Source organism: Cryobacterium sp. Y29, assembly GCF_002929825.1.
Classification (GTDB): Bacteria; Actinomycetota; Actinomycetes; order Actinomycetales; family Microbacteriaceae; genus Cryobacterium.
In genome coordinates this window covers 18296-36086 of the sequence record NZ_PJJN01000024.1, presented here as the reverse complement: position 1 = coordinate 36086, position 17791 = coordinate 18296, and the positions used below count along the sequence as shown (strand labels likewise).

Here is a 17791-nt window from a genome sequence, read left to right as displayed (position 1 = left end):
ACTTGACCTCGACGATCGGATTGTGAAGACATAGGGTTGTAGACGTATGTAGGTTATCCTTACCTAACAAGCTCCTACGTATCGTTCGAAAGTGTTCCGTGCTCCAGACCATACCCGCTCCACAACTCAGGCTCCTCAGTGGAGCAGACGAGGACGTCGCCTTCGTCACTGGCAGTGAAACTGTCAGCTATGCCCAGGTGGCCCAGCTGGCCGCTGCACGTCGACACGAGCTGGGCAGTGTCCGGCGATTGGTGATGCTGGAGGCGACCAACGCCGTCGAGTCGATCGTTACGTACCTAGCAGCGTTGGAAGGCGGACACCCCGTACTTCTAGTCCCGCCTGGTGACGACGAAGCATCGCGGACTCTTCGCGCGTCGCTCGCTGACCGGTTCAATCCTGATGTCCTTTTTGCCGGCAGCGGGGGTGACGCGGCTCTGCGGGAGATACGGCCCGGCTCCGCGCACAGCTTCGCTGATGACCTCGCTCTGCTGGTGAGCACGTCCGGGTCGACCGGGACTCCCAAGCTCGTGCGTTTATCGCGACAAAACGTGTTGAGCAACGCACACGCCATAGCGTCGTATCTGCGTCTTACACCCGCTGACCGGGCAGTGACCACGCTCCCATTGCATTACTGTTACGGGCTCTCCGTGGTGAACAGTCATCTCGTTGCGGGAGCGAGCGTTGTCCTCACCGAACGGTCGGTGGCCGACGCGGCGTTCTGGGACGAGGCCGCGACGCACCGGATCACCTCTTTCGCTGGCGTCCCGTATACCTTTGAGCTGCTCGAGGCGGGCGAGTTCACTGATCGGTTGCCCGCGAGCATCCGCTACCTCACCCAAGCCGGTGGCCGCCTCGCCCCCGACACGGTGCGCCGCTTTGCACGCCTCGGGGAACGTCGTGGATTCGAATTCTTCGTTATGTACGGGCAGACAGAGGCAACCGCGCGCATGGCGTACGTCCCCGCGGAGTTCGCCTCCCAGGCCGCTGGCACAATCGGCCGCGCCATCCCTGGCGGTCGCCTACGCATCGATGCTGCGCCGGGAACGGATGTCGGCGAGCTGGTCTACCAAGGCCCCAACGTCATGCTCGGTTACGCAGAAACACCCGCAGACTTCGCCCTCGGGCGCACCGTCCACGAGCTTCGCACCGGCGATCTTGCCCGGCAGGCCGACGACGGCATGTTCGAGGTCGTCGGCCGCCTCAACCGATTCGTGAAGGTGTACGGACTCCGGGTTGACCTCGATTCCGTTCAGCGCCTCCTGGCTCAGGAGGGATTCGAAGCTCGTACCGCGAGCACCGGAGAAGACGTGCTCGTATTCGTCCGATCGGCCCGCTCCGTTGACCGCGCACGAACCCGCGCCGCTGCACTACTCGGTATTCCCGCTCACGCGATACGTGTCTACTCCATCAGCGAGTTTCCACATACGGCCAGTGGCAAGGCCGATTTTGCCGCGCTCGTGCGGTACGCCGAAATGGTCGACACCGAAAAGACGTTGGCAGGGGTGAATGCCGGGCACGGCGCAACCGCCGACGTGATTCGTGATCTGTTCATCGTGTTGCTCGAGCGACCCGACGCCACCATCAACGACTCGTTCGCCGGGCTTGGTGGGGATTCGTTGAGCTACGTTGAGGTGACCCTGCGGCTGGAAGATTTGCTCGGTGCACTGCCGCGAAATTGGCCCATCCAATCGGCTCAGACCCTTGCTTCCTTGGCCGAAGGATCTTCACCAGGTGTTGATCGCACTGCCGTTGGCGAATCGCACACAGGAGGAGCGGCGGCAGGCACGGGGTGGTGGGGCCGTTTTCCCCGAGTAGAGACTCCCGCCGTTCTTCGTGCTGTGGCTATCGTGCTGATCGTGGCCACCCATGCTGACCTGATCACACTGCAGGGCGGCGCGCATCTGCTGCTCGCCGTCGCTGGGTACAACCTGGCCAGGTTCCAGCTTGCCAACGTGGCGGGGGCTACGCGGGTTCGCCGCCTGTTTGCGAGCGCAGCCCAAATCGCGGTTCCGGCCGCGCTGTGGATCGGTGCCGTCGCGGTGTCCACCGGCAAGTACACCTGGACCACCACTTTGTTGGTCAACAACATTGTTCCCGGCGATGGGGGCTGGAACGAGCAATGGCAATTCTGGTTCCTCGAAGCCGCCGTCTGGACGATGCTCGGCCTGGCGGCCATGTTCCTCATTCGCCCCATCGATCGTCTTGAGCGCCGACATCCTTGGATGTTTTCCGTTGCTCTCTTTGTGGCAGCGGTCACGCTCCGGTTCGCGCTCGTGGGGATCGAAGCTGAAGGTGTTGAACGCTACGCCGTGATCACTGTGCTGTGGTCTCTCCTGCTCGGGTGGGTCATCGCGCGGGCCGACAGCCGGGGAAAGCGACTGGCAGTGTCCGTGGCGGCGATCGTCGCCACGGCCGGTTTCTTCGGGGATCCAGCGCGCGAAGCGGTTGTAGTGGGCGGAATACTGTTATTGATCTGGGTACAGCGGCTGCGAATACACCGGGTCCTCGTGCCGGCCGTGCGACTTCTGGCCAGCGCATCCCTGTTCATCTACCTCACCCACTGGGTCGTCTACCCGGCTTGGGAGAGCAGCGCTCCCTGGTTCGGGACGGTCCTGTCACTCGCCATCGGAGTTACGGCGTGGTACCTGTATCGCCTGGGCGGCCGCGCGCTGAACCACTCTGTCCCCATTGGTAGCAGGGGCCAGGAGTTTGCTTTGTCACGCCGTGACGGATCGCCACATGCAACCGACTGAAACGCCACCACATACCGGTGCGGTACGACGCCACAACTACCGGCGGTGACACCGACCCTGGCGTCACGTCCCGCTGAGTGACAGCGTTTTTCAACACCATGCAGGTCAGCGGTTCCAATTCGGGAGGCGCGGAGAGTGCGGTGCAAACGCTCGACTCTCCCGTTCGTCTGTGAGCGATGGGGGAGTGTCCTATCGACCTCGATGTTCAGGTCGCGACAGGTGTCGTGCTCAATGTCATTCGAAGGCTGAGCCGATATCGAAGACAACCATGCGGTGACGACGAAGTGAAGACAGCGATCAAAGACGCCGTAACACTGTCTCGCCGTTTAGCAAGGCCAGGCGCACACCTGCGAATCCGGCCTCGCCAATTCCTTGACCCGAATCATGGACAATTGACCTGCGGGTCGATGCCGACGTGGAAGCATTCGTCGGCGTTTGTCGACCACGCTCTCCGCTTTCGTCGCTCTAGAAAGGTCACTCAAGTATGAAGTACACCACCCTCGGACGCTCCGGGCTCGCCGTTTCCTCGTTCGCGTTGGGAACGATGACTTTCGGTGCCGAAACTGACGCCGAGCAGGCGCATGCTCAGCTGGATCAGTACACGGAGGCCGGCGGCACCATGCTCGAGACCGCTGATGTGTACAGCGGTGGACAGTCGGAGGAGATCGTTGGTGAATGGCTGCGCGGCCAAAGTGTTGTCGCGCGGGACCGGCTTGTGATTGCGGGCAAGGGGCGGTTTCCCGTCGGCGTGGACCCGCGCGATTCTGGCACGTCGCGCCGGCACCTGCGGCGCGCGCTCGACGGCACGTTGCGGCGGCTAGGCGTCGACCACATCGACCTGTATCAGGTGCATTCGTGGGACCCCATCACTCCGCTTGATGAGACTCTCGGGTTTCTTGAATTTGCGGTTCAGTCGGGAAAAATTAGCTATGCCGGCCTCTCAAACTTCCTTGGCTGGCAGATTGCTCAGGCAGCGTCGGCCGCTTGCGGTCGGTTCCCGCTCATCTCAATGCAGCCGCAATACAATCTGCTGGCGCGCGAGGTGGAGTGGGAAATCTTGCCTGCCTGCGAAGCCAACGGCCTAGGAGTGCTCCCGTGGTCGCCCCTCGGTGGCGGCTGGCTGGCTGGCAAGTACTCGCAGCACCAGCGCCCCTCGGGCGCGACTCGCTTGGGCGAGGATCCCCAGCGCGGCGTCGAGGCCTACGACCTGCGCTCCGCCCAGGCGAGGACGTGGCGTGTACTCGAGGCGCTGCAAGGTCTGGCTGACGTTCACAGTCAGTCGATGTCGCGTATCGCACTGGCCTGGTTGAGCGCGCAACCGGCGGTCAGCTCGGTCATTCTCGGCGCACGCACCACCGAACAGCTTGCCGACAACCTCGGCAGCCTCGACGTGGCGCTCACCGCAGTGGACCTTGCAACGCTCAACACAGCAAGCGACCCGGAGCCCTCGGCGTGGCCGTACGGCGAAGCGGGACGCGATCAGCGCTCCCGCGTGCTCGACTAGGTGTAGAAGCCCGCAATCGCCCAGTTTGTTCAGTTGCTGCGCCACTGAGCTCGCGGGCGAAGCAGGGGAAAGTTCTCAGATGCCCGGGCTGCCCGGATCGGGAAATCGTTGATGACGTGCGGCCTGGCGGTGCCCGAGCATCCAGCCGGCACCGAATGCGAGCATTGCCAATCCGATAACGAACAGCACGATCCCGATCTGACTGTGTGGCGAGACCAGTACACCTGGCGGGATGAATGGCGAATTGCTGAGCGGCGCATAGGCGAACCAGCCGAAGCTCGCTTGCCCGCTCGGCAGTAGAAGGAGCACGAGTCCGATGACGGCTGCCACGGCGCCGAGAACGACCATGCATACGCGCACCCGACGCGAGAGGTTTGATCTGGAACCCCCGCTTTGCCCAGCTTGTATCTCGCCCATGTGGCCATGCTAGATGAGCCACCGATTCCACGAGATGAAAGTGTTCGCAGAGAATCCGTCTTTCGGGCTGAGATTCCTGCGATCAGCAAGTAGTCGGAGGAAGGAGATTTACCGTTATCGCGCACAGCTGGAATCGGGCGACCGTGCTGTGAATTCCTGGCCCAAGAGCGGGATAGCGCAGCGCCCCCGGATACGACAATCTTTGATCACCTGCACGGTTTGCCGATGTGCCTCTGTCGCGGCAACGCCGGTGGTGCTTGAAGTCCCCGAGCTACCGGTCGCGCCCCAGCCGCGTTCCCGATGCGGCCACCCAGCCGCGGAGGTGGCGGGCGTCCGCGAAGCCACCCGACGGGCTGACCCGCGCGGGAAGCTGACAGGGTAAAACGGTGCGAGACTATGTCGCATGAAATCCCCGCGCCCTGCCGGACATACCTCAGTATGAGAGTTGTGACCGACACCGACACTAACCGCGAGAAGCGGATGCGCAACCTCGTCGTGCTCGTCATCGACCCGGTGCGCCGCTACCTGCACCGCCGTACCGACGCCGCGACGGCCGACGACGTGATCGGCGACACCCTGCTGGTGTGCTGGCGCCGCCTCGACGAGGTGCCCGACGACGCCCTGCCTTGGGCGATCGTCGTCGCGCGGCAGTGCCTCAGCAACGCCCGACGTGCCGAGCGTCGCCGCGCCCGTCTCATCGGCCGCATCATCGCTATCGATCCGCCACCGGCCGCTGCGGAGGAGAGTTCCGCCGCGTCCACTGTCGATGGCACAGCCGAGGCGGCCCGCTTGACCGCGGCCCTCGCTGGCCTGCGTCGAAACGACGCCGAAATCCTCCGGCTGTGGGCGTGGGACGAATTGACGAGCCCGCAGCTTGCCGTTGTGCTCGGCATCAGCGCAAACGCAGCGGCGATCCGACTCCACCGTGCAAAGGCGCGACTCAAACAGGAGCTACTGAAATCCGGCAATCCGACCGGACATATAACTTACGACGAAGGGAGCGAAGATGCACGACGATGACCGTGCTCTGCGCGATCAGCTGCGCGCCGCTGATCCGGCCCGCGCGCTGCCCCCTGCCTCGCCGACGTGGCTCGACCACAGAATGGAGCAGATCATGACCGACCAGTCCTCCAGTAACAGGACCGTCACCCCCGAGGCGCCGCGACGCGACTTTCGGCGGTGGAGGCCGGTGGTCGGTGTCGCCGCCGGCCTCGCCATCGCCGCTGCAATCGTCGCGCCCCTCGTGCTCGGCGGCCCGGAACCCACCGTCGAGACGCTGCAGACTCCCATCGGCGGAGGCCTCGCGAGCGGCAGCTGCCTCGTGCTCGAGCCGGCGACCATCGCGGCGCAGCAGCAGGCGTTCGCCGCGACGGTGCTGCAGATCCAGGGCGACACCATTTTGTTGGAGGTCACGGAACGCTTCACCGGCGACGTCGCCGACCGCGTGGAGGTAGCACAGGTCGATGCGGTGGCCTCCGACTTCTCGGGCGTGCCCTTCGAGGTCGGCCAGAGCTACCTCGTCGGCGCAGTCGATGGAACGATCACCGGCTGCGGCGTAACCGGGGCCGACAGCAACGAGCTCCGCGCGGTCTACGACGCAGCGTTCCCTGGCTGATCCAGGCCCGCAAAGCAGTGACAGACTTCAGCACAGGCGACCGGGTGAGTTGGGCGACATCTCAGGGACGAACTCAGGGGGAGGTAGTCGAGAAGAAGACGAGCGACTTCGACTTTGCGGGCCAAACGTTTCACGCCTCGAAAGATGAGCCGGCCTTTATCGTGAAATCAGAAAAGACGGATGCCGAAGCCGCGCACAAGGCCAGCGCCCTTCGCAAGCTGTCGCCACGTTAGAGGACATGGAGTGTGCGGCCGCTGCCCCGTCATACTCGGCCGGACTGCGATGGATGTAGAGCAGCACAACCCTAACCATTGGAAACTCAGCGTTGGCCAGCGGCAAATCTAGACCTGCCGCTGGGCAGGTGCGCCAGGAACCAGCCTTGGCGATTCGGGCGTCGGCGCATCTGTTGGCGCGCACGGTCGATTTCTACATGGAATGTTATTGAGCACACCGGTCAGTGACGCACTTTCAGGCTATTTCGGCCGCGTAAGGTTCTTGCGCCAGGCCGAAAAACTCTGGACAGAGCCGGCGTGAGGTTGGGCAAGCCAGGGCCATGGATGAAGCTCCACCGCGGTCCCGGCGTATTTCTCGAAGCTCGGAACCGGAGCCCAGGTGATCGCGGCGCTGAGTTCTGGAGCGATTCGTCTCGGGTCTCCGAGATGTACGATCACCTCGTGCCGCGCGGCCAGGTCCTGCAGTGTCTCGACGAAAAAAACCAACCTTTTGCTCGAAAGCTGAAGTTTCGCAAGGGCTGGTTCGTCAAAGATAAAGACGGCCGGCAGCTGTGGATGCGCAAGAAGAGCAGGATCCGCATCGCCCAGAGATTCGACCGTGAACAAGACCGATTTCGGCGTGGAGCGCTCGACGACAGTGGTGGGACCCTGGGTGGTTGCAAGATCGTCGTCCCGCACGAGCAGAGGAGTCGGATTCAAAACTGGGTGCAGATCTCGGTCTGGAGGAAAATTTTGAATCGGGCAGTTGCGGTTGAGGGGGCACGCCGCACACAATTGGGGCGCGCGTTTCTCGACCTGCCAACGCGCGAACCCATAGGGTTTGCTGGAGCCTGCGCCAACCGTCCATTGCCACCCGAGCAGGTTGGCTGCGCGAGAACCGTCGAGCAGATGGCGATGAAAATACTCCTGACCGGCCACCCAGCCTGCCCCGGATCGCACCGTGTACTGCGAGGCGAGCCACATACGAGACTGGTTCACCAGCCAGCCGTCCGTCTCCAAACTCGAGAGCGCCCAGTCGACGCAGGCCATTTCGCGCGGCCAGGCCGCCGGCGCAAATTCCCCCGACCAGGCAACATCGAACCGTAAATTGCGATGCAGATGCATGCCAACACGAGCATATAAATGTCGGGCATACTCCTGCCAGAGCAATTCGTCACGGAATTTGGAGACATCCGGTGCCGGACCTGCGGCGGCCGCATTCCAGACTTCCCGCAGAGGAAGCAACCCGTGGCGTATGTAGGGCGATAACCGGGAGGCTCCGCGACCCGATTCCGGAAGTACTCGGTTGCGCGTCGCGGCATACCCGGTCACGTCAAACGCGGCGAGCGCAGCATCCGCCGCCGTTTGGCCGCCGCGGATGTCGGGACTTACCCTGATTCGATCACTCACGAGGTGCGACAGGTGTTGATCGACAACGGCTTCGGCGGAGATACCAGCAAGGTCAATGATCACCGGGTCACTATAACGCTCGCCGATATAAAGCTGTAGATACGGTCGTAATCATCCGTACCAGGTGCCCGGGTGCAGATTTGACGCAGCGGCAATATGTCGCCGCCCTGGGTCGGTTCCTCTCCGTTGACCCGGTTGAGGGAGGCGTCACCAACTCCTACGACGACCCGGCCGACCCCATTAACAATCTGGACTTGAGCGGTCAGCGCATGATGTGCATGGCCGTGATGTGTGGAGCTAGGAAAATCAGTAGCCAACCGGACATCAACAAGCAGACGGGGGAGCCGAACTCACGTGCCATATCGGAGCGCGGGGCAAACAAAGCACCTGCGAAGGCACCCGCAGCGGGCAACGACGGATGGGACGCCGTCGCAATTGGTCTTGGTGTCTTGGGCGCTGCGCTGTTCATTACCGCGATCGTGTTGACGGGACCCGTAGCGTTGCCCGTGCTGGCGGTTGCAGCTGTCGTCGTGTCGGGAGCCAGTGCCGCCATCGCCTGCAGGAAAGGGATCGATATCGGCTGCACCATGGCTCTCGTAGGTCTGGCTGGCGGCGCAGGGGGTTCACTCCTTAGGCTCTCTGGATCTGCGGCTGCGGCTGGTGCGGGAAACTTTGGCTTTATGGCCGACACTACGGGTACCGTCGTTGGTACAGGCAAGTGGGCACAACGAGGATGGCAAATACGGTGAATAAGTCAGATATGCTCCCCGGACCGACCGCGCTCGAAATGGCCCGTCCCCTTCGGCTCTGGGGAATATTCTCCTTGGGTCCACGGGCATTTCCGCGGCAAGCTATTTTCTTGCGGGAGCTACGGAGGAAACGATCCAGCCCTGGATGCTCCCTATGTTCGCTGTTGCGGTCCTGTCGTTTATCTGGGCGCTGTATCTGCAGTTCGCTTTCCTGTACAAGATGAATCGAGAGGCGAAGGCGGGTTACACAACAACGTGCAATCTTGTCCCTAAGGTGCCTCAGGTTGACTATCAGACGGGGTCGGTTCTGAGAGCGGTGGGAGAGCCTCTGCTTATGGTTTACACCGCGGAACAGCGGAAGGGAAAGTAGCAGGCGCCAGCTGACGCCCAAGCACAGGAAACGCAACGCGGGACCTCCTACGCGACCATGGGTGCAGCACATTATCTGTGCCTGGGCGACCTGGCCCGTCTTCGGCGCGGGGCGCGTTCTCCGCAAGAAACTGCAGATGGTTGGTTGTCCTTGGCGTTCCCCTTTTTCGATGTCCCGGCAGTCTTGCCCTGCAGCGCGAATTCGATCGGTGACAATGGTCAGCTTGAGTTTCGTGAGGAGCGCAAGCAGACCGATACTCATCTCCGGCCGGCGCCTACCGTTTACTCACCGAATTCGACTGTGGACGACCCGAGACAACCGGCTAGTATCAGAACAGACGATCCGATCAGTTCCCCCTAGATTCAGGGAATTCCGCGATTTTCCCAAACTTTCGGTGACAACCTGATGGGTCGGTGACAATCTGATGGGTCTCGATCCTTCAGCCGTCACTCGAGGGGGCGCGCGCCTTCCCCGGACACAATGCTGCGGATGACGGCGATCGGCAGTTTGGGCTTCCGATTCGCGTCTGTCAGCCCGTTCGTCTCCTGCATGGTGTCCGTTAGCTGGGTGTAACAGAAGCCGGAGAGTATTGGGTTGTCCCGAAGGCTGCCCACGAGACCTGACACTCGACTTTCGAAGTCCTCATGGCTCGTTGCTGTCGTGTAGCCCCAGGAGTCATTGGCAGCGTCCGGCGCGAAGCTGACCCCGCCGAATTCAGTGACCATAATCGACTGACCCTCGATCTCCCGGGGGATGAGCTGGAGGCGGCGGCCAGCTGGGCCCATACCCGCAACGAGGGCACGGATGGCGTCGATGTCCCGGTAGTTGGTATCGAGCTGTTCGGCCGTACCCGCGTAGTCATGGATCGTAAGGATGTCAGAAATCGCGTGCTCCCAGCCGTCGTTGGAAATGACGGGGCGGCTCGGATCGAGCGATCGGGTCAGGTGGTAGAGCGACTGGGCGAAGCTCATCTGGGCGTCGTCATGTGCGATCTGTTGAACGCCCCAACTCTCATTGAGGGGAACCCAAGTGACTATCGACGGATGTGATCGGTCACGGCGCACCACGTCGGTCCATTCGCGGGTGACTCGCGACACTGCCTCCGAAGAGAACTCGTAGGTGCTCCCCATTTCACCCCAAATGAGAAGTCCGAGCCGATCCGCCCAATAAAGAAATCGGGGGTCCTCGACCTTTTCGTGAATTCTTGCGGCGTTGAACCCGAGGGCCTTGATGAGCTCCACTTCGGCGCGCAGGGCTTCGGCTGAAGGGGCAGCGAGGTGGGACTGTGGCCAGTATCCCTGCTCGAGCACCGATCGTACGAAATAGGGTCGGTCATTGAGTAGGAACCTACCGCCGGCGACGCTGGCGCTGCGTAACCCAAAATACGAGTAAGAATCGTCGAGAATGCTCCCGTCGTCAGCAATGATTGACACATGCGCGTCAATAAGTCGCGGGTTTTCCGGCGACCACAACAGAGTCTCGAAGGCCTGACCGTTTGACTGTCGCGCAATCTGAATGGTTGCCAGAGAGCGCGGCTCCAGAGTCAAGAAGGACTGCCTCGCAAGGATTTCACCCGCGATGGACAGTTCCACCTGCACGCTTACACCGCTCGCCGGTCGTCGGCTCAGGCCCACCTCGATCTCAACGTTCCCAGCCTGCGCATTCGGGGTCCAATTCAGTGCTTCGATGCGCTGGTCTGGAACAGACTCGAGCCAGACCGGCTGCCAAATGCCCGTCGTACGGTGGTACCAAATCACGTGCGGCTCTTCAAGCCAATCCTGTTTGCCGCGCGGCTGAGCGACGTCGTGAGGGTCATCCTCAGCACGAACCACGAGCACGCAGTCCTTTTGGAGCGTCAGCGCTTCGGTCACGTCAAAGGAGAACGGCGTCTGGCCGCCCTCGTGTGACCCAAGGAACTGGCCGTCGATCCATACAGATGCGCGGTAGTCGACCGCCCCAAAATGAAGTATCACCCGGTCACGCTCTAAAGAACGACCGCTCGCGGCCACGTCTTCTGCGCTGATGACGCGCGAGTACCAGACAACGGGGTGGAAGCCAGGGTCGCTGATTCCGGACAACTCCGACTCGGGGGGGAATGGAACTGTGATGACCTGGCTCAGGTGCGAAGCATTTGCGAACCAGCGCTCGTTCCTGCCAATGTCCCGGTCGTCGTGTTCGAATGCCCACTCACCGGCCAAGTCGTGCCAAGTCTGGCGAACAAGTTGGGGGCGGGGGTACACGCCACCCTGGGCACTGGCAGAAAACCGGAGAGAACGTGACATACCGCAATCATGCCGTCAAATTACAGCGCTGTAAAATTTGGCGAGATTGGAGACGCTAGGGAGTGTGTGGAGCGCTCTCGCGCACTGCGAGCGAATGCCCCACGATCAGGTGCCGGCCAACGCCTCGATATCCAGCAATTCGTTCCTCGAGGAGATCGAAGGCAGCCGCGACAAGTTCGGTCTTCTTTGGCGCCACCGAGGTGAGCGTCGGGGAGGTGTATGCACCCAGGAAGGTGTTGTCCCAGCCGACCACGGCTACATCACCGGGTACCGAGCGCCCGGAATCATGGAGGGCCTTCAGCGCGCCGATCGCGAACCGGTCGTCGCGACAGACCACGCCGTCGAAACGCACCCCGCGCTCGATCGCCTCAGTGACTGAACGAAGGCCGGCCTCCGCCGTGAATTCCAGCGCAGTGAAGACGAGCTCGGGATCCAATCGAACCCCTGCCTCCAGCAGGCCCTGTTGGTAGCCGAGAAGACGCTGATTTGTCGAACCAGTGATGTCGGCCGCGATGACTCCGAGGAAGGCAATGCGACGGCATCCGCTTGCCACAAGATGCCGAGTAGCATCGAGGGCGGCCGAGACGTTGTCGATCATCACGTGGTCGGTCATAACGGGTATGGCGGCCTCGCCGAGTAAAACCAGGGAAGTGCCAGCATCGAGCTTGGCAATGTCAAGCGTTTCCATGCGGACGGGGTGAAAGATCACGCCGTCGACCAGTCCCGCTTCGCGATCGATGAGTACCGCTCGCTCTAAATCAGGATCGCTCAACGTCTGCTCGATGATGACGCGGTATCCCCGCCGGGTTGCTTCCTCTGCCATGTGGCGTGATAGCTCCGAAAAGTACGGGTGGTCGATTTCCGGGATGGCCAGGGCGATCATTCCGGTTTTCCCGGTAGCCAAGCGCCGTGCCGTCAGGTTGGGGCGATACCCCAGCTGGTCGATGGCGGCTTGCACCTTCTCGCGAAGGGCTGGAGCCACGTGGGGATAGCTGTGAACGACGTTCGAGACGGTCTTCATGGACACGCCTGCAAGTTCCGCAACGTCGATGAGTCGAATTCTTGCCATGTTTGTCCCGTCCAGTCCGGTCCGGACCATCCTAGGGCGACTGCAGCTGGTGCTGGAAACGGCACGTGGGTCGGATTTGCCATATGTAAACAAATATCTTTCTAGCGCTGTACATTGGCTGTAGGCACTTGTTTGACGCACCGTTACGTGCGGAGAGAATGAGGCCGGCTTTGCGCATGGGTCGCTGAGCGATGTTTTCAATGAGGAGGACGAACGATCATGAAGCAGAAAGACTTCTCCGGGCGGCGAGTACTGGGGGTCACCGCTCTCGGTGCCGCACTTGTGCTGGTTCTCGCCGGATGCTCCGCGGGCGGAACCGACCAGGCGGCAAGTGAGCCCTTCACCGGTGAATACGCCGGACCTGAAGTTGAGCTGTCCTACTGGAACGGATTCACCGGCGGTGATGGCCCGTTCATGGAGACGATGGTCTCCGACTTCAACGCGGAGCACGACAACATCAAGGTTGTCTCAAACACGATGCAATGGACTGACTTCTACCAGCGTCTTCCCGCTGCGGTGACTGCTGGAGAGGGCCCGGACGTCGGCGTGATGCACCTGGACCAGCTCGCGACCAATGCCGCACGAAACGTCATCGTACCCATCGACGATCTCACCGAAGAATTGGGTCTGACGTCGGATGACTTTACCGAGGACGTCTGGGATGCTGGCGTCTATAAGGACGCCCGATACGGCATTCCGCTCGACGTGCATTCCCTAGCCATGTACTACAACACCGAACATTTCGCCGCCGCGGGGATCACGGAGGCCCCAACCGATGCGGCTTCCTTGCAAGATGCCCTCGACAAACTTCAGGCAGCTGGCTATGAAACTCCCTTCTGGATGCCGACGAGGTGGCCAAGCCACCTCATGAATCTCTCCTTGCTCTGGCAGAACGGCGGTGAACCGTATGGCGACGACGGAGCCACGTTTGATTCAGAGGCCGGAGTAGAGGCACTTGAATGGCAGCGCTCTATCGTGGACGACGGTTACAGCCCGAGTGACGTCGCCATCGACTCTCAATACGTCGCTTTCAAGAACGGTGAGACCTCGATTAGCTGGGACGGCATCTGGCAGATCAACGATCTCGCCGAGTCCGGTCTTCCGTACGCGGTCGCCCCGATTCCCACAATCGGCGAAACAGACGCTGTTTGGGCCAACTCCCACAACTTCTTCCTTCCGCGCCAAAGCAACGCCGACCAGAACAAAGTCAACGCGTCGAAGGTATTCATCGCCTGGATGAGCGAGCAATCGGCCGAGTGGGCAGGCTCGGGCATGATCCCCGCTCGTCAATCGGTACGCGATGCGGGCGCTCTCGACGGCCTCCCGCAGGCGGCCATCGCGGAGACGATCAACTCGATGCGTTTCCTGCCGCCCATTCCCGGGATCGGTGGAGTGCAGGCCGAGACCCTCGAAATTGCGGTCGCCGACGGGGTTCAAGGAGCAACGACGCCAAGTGAGGCTCTCAAAAAAGCTGCCGGTACGGCGACGAAACTCATGGACGACAACAAAGCCTCGTTCGGGGGCTGACCAATGTCGACGAAGGTCGGTGAGCGCGTCCTCCCTACGGGGAGGGCGCGCCGCCCCTCGGCTTCCGAACCGAGGTCGCAGAACCGTGGAATACGAACGGGCACTCGGCAACAGTGGATCACAACGCCCTGGCTCTTTCTCGCCCCGTACCTGCTGCTGTTTGGCGGCTTCGTCATCCTCCCGGCAGTTCTAGGGGTGTGGATCAGTCTCCATTCCTGGGACTACACGCTGCCAAACAAGCCCTTTGTCGGCTTCGATAACTACGTCGCCTTGTTCTCGCCCGGATCGACGGTTTCTGGACCGTTCTGGGGATCAATGCGGGCCACCGGAATCTTCACGGCACTCAGCGTGCCGTTGCTCCTGATCGTCCCACTCGCCGTTGCCCTTCTCATGAGCAAAAAGTTTCCCGGGCGAGACTTTCTCCGAGCCATCTACTTCGCCCCCTACGTGCTCGGCGTCGCCGTCATCTCGGTACTCTGGCGATACCTGCTCGACAACAACATTGGACTCGTGAACCACTATCTGGGACTCCTCGGACTCCCGGACGATACCGCGTGGACAACTACGACGCCCGCGGCCTGGGTCGCGCTCGTGGGAGTGACTGTGTGGTGGACTCTCGGATTCAACGCCGTCATCTACCTTGCCGGTCTTCAGGACATCCCGACTGAGCTCTATGAAGCCGCGCGGGTTGATGGGGCCGGACCATGGATGCAGTTTCTGCACGTGACGATTCCCGGGCTCAGGCCTATCCTGTCGTTTATCACGATCATCACCCTCCTCGCATCCGCCAATATGTTCGGTCAGTCATATCTCATGACCCAGGGTGGCCCCGGACGTGAAACGCGCACGGCTATTTATCAGATCGCCGACACAGGTCTACGCAACTTTCAGATGGGTAGCGCAGCAGCGATGAGTTACGTACTAACCATCTTCCTCATGGCCATCAGCGCCTTTGTCTTCTATATCTTTCGCGAGAAACAGCCTAAGAAGCTCGAGAAGGAGGTGCGCTCGTGAGTAATTTCACGACAACGACAACGACGACGGTGCGTGCGGGAGCACGAACACGCCGGGGGAGTGGCAGTATCACTCGAGTCGTCGTTCTCGGCGCGATCGCGATCGCGTTCATCAGCCCGATCATCTTCATGATCGTGACCAGCCTCAAGACCCGGGCCGACGCGACTGCTATTCCACCGTCGTGGATTCCCAATCCGATTTCTCTACAGGCTTTTGCGTCTATTCTCGCTCCCGGCACCGCTACACCCGTGCTGCAATGGTTCGCAAACAGCATGGTCGCAGCCGCCCTCAACGCCACGCTGGTCGTCATCACGGCGTCACTCGCGGCGTATCCGCTGGCACGAATGCAGTTTCGCGGCAAGAACTTCGTCTTCGTCATCATCGTCGCGACTCTGCTGGTGCCGCCGGTGATCCTGGTGATTCCCAATTACCTCATCGTGAGTGAACTGGGGTGGCTCAACTCGCTCGTCGCGATCATCGTTCCAACGGCGGCATCCGCTTTTGGAGTGTTCTTCATGCGACAGTTCTTTGTGGGCCTGCCGATCGAGTTAGAGGAGGCGGCCCGGCTCGATGGGGCGAACCGATTCGTGATCTTCACTCAAGTAATTCTGCCGCTCGCCAAACCCGCTCTCGCAACACTCGCGCTGCTCGCCTTTCTCGGCAACTGGAATGACTTCCTCTGGCCCGTCTACGTCTTGTTCAGCCCGGAGGTACAAACCTTGCCTGCTGGCCTGTCCACGCTTCAATCCGCAAATGCTGTGCGCTATGACCTACTCATGGCCGGCGCGGTCGTCGCGAGCGTGCCAGTGCTCGCGCTGTTCATCTTCCTCCAGCGCTTCATCATCGAGGGCGTTTCTCGCTCCGGCGTCAAGGGATAGCACCCCATGAAGTCGGCTCACCGCGCATCTTTAGCCTGGGTGTCTGCAGCAATTATGACCGCCTGCGCAATGACCGGTTGCACGGCAGCCGAAGAGCAATCAACGCCCCCAACGCTTGCCACAGTTGGCGCCCCCGTACTCAACGTGAATTTTGCGGATCCCGACGTGGTGAAAGTGGACGGCACGTACTTCGCCTATGCCACCAACGACAACAACCGCAACGTGCAGGTGGCCTCGTCCGCCGATCTTCTCGATTGGAAGGTCCTTCCCGACGCGTTGCCGGAGCTCCCGAGCTGGATCATTCCGGGGAAGACCTGGGCACCCGAAGTAACGCGACTCACCGACGACTCCTTCGTGATGTACTTTACAGCGACGAATTTTGCGCCAACGCTGCAGTGCATCGGTGTTGCCACGGCCACCGATCCAGCCGGACCATTCACCGTTCAGGGCGACGCCATGATCGTGTGTCCAGAAGACCAAGGTGGTGCAATCGATGCAAGCACGGTCGTCATCGACGACGTCCTGTACCTCGTTTGGAAAAATGACGGGAACTGTTGCGAACTCGACACGTGGATTCAAGCGGCTACGCTCTCTCCGAATGGACGCAGCCTCACGAGCGATCCCATCAGGATCCTGAAGCAAACCGAAGACTGGGAAGGCAACCTTATCGAGGCTCCGACCATTGTGGCTCGAGATTCAGGACTTGTGATGCTCTACTCCGCGAACTCCTACGGAGGTGACCATTACGCCGTCGGTGCGGCAACGGCTGCCTCAATCGACGGCCCGTGGACCAAGGAGATTGGCCCCATCCTCTCGACCGACACCTCGGGGGGTGTCTATCGCGGGCCTGGTGGCCAAGACCTGGTCATGGACGTGGGTGGTAAGGACTACATCGTTTTCCATGCGTGGGACAAGGACTACACATACCGCGCATTGCATGTTGCTGAGGCTGATTGGGACGCCGACATTCCTCGGGTCGTGATCCCCGACTAAGCAATCCGACTCCAACTGAATGGTGCCCCATGGGAAATTCTGTCTCGCGCAGGCCGCTGTCGGGAACACAATTCGTTCTCGAGGCTAACGGCTACACCGCCTCGATCGCGAGCATCGGCGCGAGCATTCGATCGCTCCAGTATCACGGGCGAAACCTCATCGTGCCGTTCGATGCCGAGCAGGTGCGACCGTTCTTTCGCGGCGCCATCTTGGCACCGTGGCCGAACCGAGTCGTTGATGGAAGGTACACATTCGGTGGCGTCGAGCAACAGCTGAGTATTACCGAGCCGTCAAGGGGACATGCACTCCATGGACTCGCGTCCTGGCTGGACTTTACTGTGGTGAGGCAGACGACCCGTCGGCTGGTTGTCGAAGCAACTATCGAGGCGCAACCTGGATACCCGCACCGGGTGACACTGGAGGTGGCTTTTGCCCTTGACGCTGGGGGCCTTCGAACGACTGTGACGGCAATGAATGCCGGCTCAAATGCTGCCCCGTTTGGTATCGCTCCGCACCCCTACCTTGTCGCGGGCGACGGCCGTGTCAACGACTGGACGCTCGAACTCCCAGCCAGGAAAATACTGACCGTGACTCCTGAACGTCTCATTCCCCTGCGCCTTCGTGACGTCGACGAAAGTGATCTCACCGAATTTGACTTTCGCGCGCCACGGACGATCAATGACACCTTCATCGACCATGCCTTCACGAGGTTGGACCGGGACGACGAAGGCAACGCGACGGTTCGAGTGACGACAAGCGGGGGTAGTGGAGTGGCACTGGCCTGGGCTGGCGAATGCCCCTGGGTGCAAGTGCACACGGCCGACCAACCCGAACCCTCGATTGACAGAATCGGACTCGCCGTCGAACCAATGACCTGCCCGCCGGATGCTTTCAACTCCGGGGTGAACCTGAACGTCCTTCAGCCAGGAGACTCGGCAGGCGCTTCGTGGACGATTCAAGCCATCGACTAGTTAGGTAACGCCGCACCACCGCCGACC

15 protein-coding genes are annotated in these 17791 nt (G+C 61.3%); 11 read left to right on the top strand and 4 right to left on the bottom strand.

The features are described from left to right. The first annotated feature begins 98 nt into the window (after positions 1-98). Positions 99-2753, top strand: coding sequence for an AMP-binding protein (locus CXY74_RS01970; RefSeq protein ID WP_104198879.1), 2655 nt, complete (start codon positions 99-101; stop codon positions 2751-2753). 484 nt (positions 2754-3237) lie between these two features. Next, entirely contained in the window at positions 3238-4257 is a 1020-nt protein-coding gene (locus CXY74_RS01965) for an aldo/keto reductase (RefSeq protein ID WP_104198878.1), read from the top strand. Between the two features lie 75 nt (positions 4258-4332). Here CXY74_RS01965 and CXY74_RS01960 read toward each other — a convergent pair whose 3' ends face one another. Beyond that, complete coding sequence (locus CXY74_RS01960) at positions 4333-4674, bottom strand: hypothetical protein (RefSeq protein WP_146070024.1); 342 nt, start codon at positions 4672-4674, stop codon at positions 4333-4335. Positions 4675-5121: 447 nt separating this feature from the next. Between CXY74_RS01960 and CXY74_RS01955 the strand changes: the two genes are divergently transcribed. Genes CXY74_RS01955 through CXY74_RS01945 form a run of 3 tightly spaced genes read left to right on the top strand, consistent with a single transcriptional unit; the run spans position 5122 to position 6522 of the window. Beyond that, positions 5122-5694: an RNA polymerase sigma factor gene (locus CXY74_RS01955; RefSeq protein WP_199183116.1), complete on the top strand. Its 573-nt coding sequence runs from the start codon at positions 5122-5124 to the stop codon at positions 5692-5694. After that, a complete protein-coding gene (locus tag CXY74_RS01950) occupies positions 5681-6289 on the top strand; it encodes a hypothetical protein (protein WP_104198875.1) in 609 nt (202 codons plus the stop codon). Before CXY74_RS01955 ends, CXY74_RS01950 begins: the two co-directional genes overlap by 14 nt. Before the next feature lie 44 nt (positions 6290-6333). Then, positions 6334-6522: a DUF2945 domain-containing protein gene (locus CXY74_RS01945; RefSeq protein ID WP_233193151.1), complete on the top strand. Its 189-nt coding sequence runs from the start codon at positions 6334-6336 to the stop codon at positions 6520-6522. A 240-nt stretch (positions 6523-6762) separates the two neighbouring features. On the opposite strand, the gene CXY74_RS01940 is transcribed toward CXY74_RS01945, so the two are convergent. Further along, positions 6763-7833, bottom strand: a complete 1071-nt coding sequence (locus CXY74_RS01940; RefSeq protein WP_255409507.1) for an FAD-binding domain-containing protein — start codon at positions 7831-7833, stop codon at positions 6763-6765. A gap of 218 nt (positions 7834-8051) precedes the next feature. Between CXY74_RS01940 and CXY74_RS01935 the strand changes: the two genes are divergently transcribed. After that, positions 8052-8660 carry a hypothetical protein gene (locus tag CXY74_RS01935; protein WP_104198874.1) on the top strand — a complete coding sequence of 203 codons (609 nt, stop codon included), beginning with the start codon at positions 8052-8054 and terminating at the stop codon, positions 8658-8660. An 816-nt stretch (positions 8661-9476) separates the two neighbouring features. Here CXY74_RS01935 and CXY74_RS01925 read toward each other — a convergent pair. Both CXY74_RS01925 and CXY74_RS01920 read right to left on the bottom strand, forming a co-directional pair. Next, positions 9477-11312: a glycoside hydrolase family 2 protein gene (locus tag CXY74_RS01925; RefSeq protein ID WP_104198872.1), complete on the bottom strand. Its 1836-nt coding sequence runs from the start codon at positions 11310-11312 to the stop codon at positions 9477-9479. A 55-nt stretch (positions 11313-11367) separates the two neighbouring features. Beyond that, on the bottom strand, positions 11368-12381 hold the full coding sequence (locus CXY74_RS01920) for a LacI family DNA-binding transcriptional regulator (RefSeq protein ID WP_104198871.1): 1014 nt from the start codon (positions 12379-12381) through the stop codon (positions 11368-11370). Positions 12382-12600: 219 nt separating this feature from the next. Here CXY74_RS01920 and CXY74_RS01915 point away from each other — a divergent pair, with 219 nt between their 5' ends. Genes CXY74_RS01915 through CXY74_RS01895 form a run of 5 tightly spaced genes read left to right on the top strand, consistent with a single transcriptional unit; the run spans position 12601 to position 17764 of the window. Next, positions 12601-13908, top strand: a complete 1308-nt coding sequence (locus CXY74_RS01915) for an ABC transporter substrate-binding protein (RefSeq protein WP_104198870.1) — start codon at positions 12601-12603, stop codon at positions 13906-13908. A gap of 3 nt (positions 13909-13911) precedes the next feature. Next, the gene (locus CXY74_RS01910) at positions 13912-14922 is read left to right on the top strand and encodes a carbohydrate ABC transporter permease (protein ID WP_104198869.1); all 1011 of its coding nucleotides are present in this window, start codon (positions 13912-13914) and stop codon (positions 14920-14922) included. Continuing rightward, the gene (locus CXY74_RS01905) at positions 14919-15800 is read left to right on the top strand and encodes a carbohydrate ABC transporter permease (RefSeq protein ID WP_233193147.1); all 882 of its coding nucleotides are present in this window, start codon (positions 14919-14921) and stop codon (positions 15798-15800) included. The genes CXY74_RS01910 and CXY74_RS01905 overlap by 4 nt, the downstream gene beginning before the upstream one ends. 54 nt (positions 15801-15854) lie before the next feature. Beyond that, entirely contained in the window at positions 15855-16793 is a 939-nt protein-coding gene (locus tag CXY74_RS01900) for a glycoside hydrolase family 43 protein (protein ID WP_104198909.1), read from the top strand. Between the two features lie 29 nt (positions 16794-16822). Further along, complete coding sequence (locus CXY74_RS01895; protein ID WP_104198868.1) at positions 16823-17764, top strand: aldose 1-epimerase family protein; 942 nt, start codon at positions 16823-16825, stop codon at positions 17762-17764. Positions 17765-17791: the final 27 nt, after the last annotated feature.